The 2,898-nt window shown below is 62.4% G+C and carries 4 protein-coding genes; all 4 read left to right on the top strand.

What is annotated here, in order from left to right; genetic code table 11:
* Positions 1-250 (top strand): uroporphyrinogen-III synthase (locus tag AACR77_RS01735; RefSeq protein ID WP_042879395.1); only part of this gene is annotated, 250 nt, incomplete at its 5' end.
* Positions 247-1,323: a uroporphyrinogen-III C-methyltransferase gene (locus AACR77_RS01730; RefSeq protein WP_039039811.1), complete on the top strand. Its 1,077-nt coding sequence runs from the start codon at positions 247-249 to the stop codon at positions 1,321-1,323. The genes AACR77_RS01735 and AACR77_RS01730, both read left to right, overlap by 4 nt.
* A gap of 10 nt (positions 1,324-1,333) precedes the next feature.
* Complete coding sequence (locus AACR77_RS01725) at positions 1,334-2,497, top strand: heme biosynthesis HemY N-terminal domain-containing protein (protein WP_042879393.1); 1,164 nt, start codon at positions 1,334-1,336, stop codon at positions 2,495-2,497.
* Positions 2,498-2,555: 58 nt separating this feature from the next.
* Complete coding sequence (locus tag AACR77_RS01720; protein WP_268884813.1) at positions 2,556-2,690, top strand: hypothetical protein; 135 nt, start codon at positions 2,556-2,558, stop codon at positions 2,688-2,690.
* Positions 2,691-2,898: the final 208 nt, after the last annotated feature.

Raw genomic sequence — 2,898 nt, 5'->3', positions numbered from 1 at the left:
CGCATTGACCCGCCACTGGCAGGCAGCCGGGCTCGACAGCCTGCTCATCACCAGTGGCGAATTGTTGCAGCGGTTGCTGGCCCTGGTGCCCGGCCCGCAGCACCCCTGGCTTTATGACCGCCTGCTGGTGGTGCCCAGTCCCCGGGTGGCCGAGATGGCAGAAGGGGCTGGTTTTACCCGTATCGTGATTGCCCAAGGTGCATCCAACCAGGCTCTGGTGGCCGCCCTGGAACTGAGGAAGATGGAATGACTGAACAGCAAGAAGTCCAGCCGAGTGCCGCGGCCACCGTGGCCGACAACAACAAGCCCGCTCCCGGAACAACAGGGAGCAAGAAGGGCAGCTCTGGCACCGTGCTTGGCGGCATCGCCATCCTGCTGGCCCTGGGGCTGGCCGGTGGTCTCTATGTGCACGGACACCAGAACGCCGTTGCCCAGCAGGCCGAACTGGTAGCCCTCAAGCAGCAACTGGCCGACGCCATGACCAGGATTGATCAGGGCAGCAGCAAGGATGCCGAACAGATCGGTGCCCTCGGCAAGAGCCAGCAGCAGTTGCAGGAGGCGCTGGACGCCTTGCAGACCAAGGTGCTGGATCTGGACGACAAGCGCCCCAATGACTGGATGCTGGCCGAATCCGAATACCTGGTGCGCATGGCGGGCCGCAAGCTGTGGCTCGAACACGACATCGTCTCCGCCATCACATTGCTCGGCAACGCCGACGAGCGCATCAAGGCGCTCAACGACCCCAGCCTGATGCCCATTCGCAAGGCGCTGGCGGAAGACATCGCCAAGCTCAAGGGGATGCCACGGGTCGATCGCGAGGGGTTGACCCTGAAGCTGGCCGCCCTCTCGGACCAGATCGAGCTGCTGCCCCTCTCCACCGTCAGCATGCCGGAAGCCAAGAGCGAGCCCGACCAGACCGTCAGCACCAACCCGGACGAGTGGCAGAGCAACCTGAAGAAGAACTGGGTCAAGTTCACCGAAAACTTCATCACCATTCGTCGCCGCGATGGCGCCGTGGAAGCCCTGCTCTCCCCGCAGCAGGAGATCTTCCTGCGGGAGAACCTCAAGACCAAGCTGCTGCAGGCCCAGCTCGCCGTCTATCGTGAACAGCAGTCACTCTATGTCGACAGCCTGGAGAAGGCCCAGCGCTGGCTGACCCAGTATTTCGATGCCGACAACAGCGCCACCCAGTACATGCAGTCCGAGCTCGACAAGCTCAAAGGCGAGCAGATCCAGTTTGACTACCCGGATCAGTTCAAGACCCAGACCATGCTGGAACAGGTGCTGACCGAACGCCTGCAACGCATCCTGGCCGGCAACTGAGGAGGAAACCATGATTCGTCTGATCGTCATAGTCGCCGTGATGGTGGCGGGCCTCATCTTCGGTCCCGAAGCCTCCGGCAACAAGGGCTATGTGCTCATCTCGCTGGGCAACTACACGGTGGAATCCTCGGTCACCAGCGCGGTGATCCTGGCGGTGCTGTTCTACGGTGCCCTGCTCATCGTGGAATGGGTGCTGGCCCGCCTGTTCGGCCTGCGCCGCAAGACCCAGGGCTGGTTCGGCTCCCGCCGCCGCCGCAAGGCCAACCTGCAAACCGTCAATGCCACCCTGGCCATGGCAGAGGGGCACTACAACCAGGCCGAGAAGCTTCTCATCAAGGGCGCAGACAACAGCGACACCCCGCTGCTCAACTACCTGAGCGCCGCCCGGGTGGCCCAGGCCCGGGGCGATGACGTGCGCCGGGATCACTACCTGCAGAAAGCCCAGGAAGAGAACCCCAAGGCAGAGCTGGCACTGACCCTGATCCAGACCCAGTTGCAGATTGAGCAGGGCCAGTACGACAGCGCCCTCGGTCGCCTCGAGTCCATCTATGCCCTCAACCCGCGCCACCCCATGGTGCTGGATCAGCTGCGTCAGGTGTATCTGGCCCGTGAAGACTGGGCGGCCCTCATCGATCTCGCCCCTGCCCTGCGCAAGGTGGGCAAGCTGACCGCTCAGCAGGAAGAGGCCCTGCTGCACCAGGCGTGGTGCGGTCGTCTGGAGGCCGCCAGCGGCTCCCTCGACACCCTGCGCACGGTCTGGCAGGGTCTGCCCCGCAAACAGCGCCAGGATCCCGTGCTGCTGGCCAGTTACGGGGATCGCCTGCGCCGATTGGGGGCCGATGCCGAAGCCGCCGATCTCTGGCTGGAGGCCCTGCGCAAGGATCCCTCCCCCGAGCTGTTCGCCCGCCTGCCCAAGCTCAAACTGGACGACTACCAGCCCATGCTGACCCTGCTCAGAAAGATCCAGGATCAGCCGGGCGCCGAAGCCGCGCTGGCCCGGGTCTGCCTGCTGGCCGGTCAACTGGACGAAGCCCAGCGGCTGCTGGAGCAGGAAGTGGCGAAGGCGCCGGATGCCGCCCTCTACCACGCCCTCGGCCAGGTGATGGACAAGCGCCGCCTGACCAACAAGGCCAACGAGTACTACCGCCAGGCATTGCAGCTGGCCGACGTCTGATCGGCGCATCTGCCTGAATATGGTTTGCATCTTCTCCTCCGAATAGATGGAGATCTCGATGGGACAGGGCGTAAACGAACACAACACAATTACTCTGATTTTTAAACTGGCCCTGGTCGAGCAGATTGAAAAAGGCAAGCTCACCTATAAACAGACGCAGACGCGTTATGACACTCAGGGCCGCTCTACCTGAGCTAGGTGACGGACACCTGCTCACGCAAAATAGTGGCAACTAAGAGATGAATGCCGAGTCGATGGTGATCGAGAAAACACTGAAGCAACAACGTGACCACGGAGAGCTTATTCATCATTCGGACCACCAGGTGCAGTATTGTTCGGGGTTGTATCAGTCATTGCATGTGTACAGATCTAGTTATCACCTGACACCGGCCTCAAACCGG

Source organism: Aeromonas sp. ZOR0002, assembly GCF_963866995.1.
In the GTDB taxonomy this organism is placed as follows: Bacteria; Pseudomonadota; Gammaproteobacteria; order Enterobacterales; family Aeromonadaceae; genus Aeromonas; species Aeromonas caviae.
Note: the sequence above shows the minus strand (reverse complement) of the source record. Positions and strands in the feature narration are given on the sequence as shown.

Bases quoted from the DNA above. Each gene is read 5' to 3' on its own strand.
- AACR77_RS01730 (WP_039039811.1), top strand. From the start codon at position 247: ATGACTGAACAGCAAGAAGTCCAGCCGAGTGCCGCGGCCACCGTGGCC.
- AACR77_RS01720 (WP_268884813.1), top strand. From the start codon at position 2,556: ATGGGACAGGGCGTAAACGAACACAACACAATTACTCTGATTTTTAAA.
- AACR77_RS01725 (WP_042879393.1), top strand. From the start codon at position 1,334: ATGATTCGTCTGATCGTCATAGTCGCCGTGATGGTGGCGGGCCTCATC.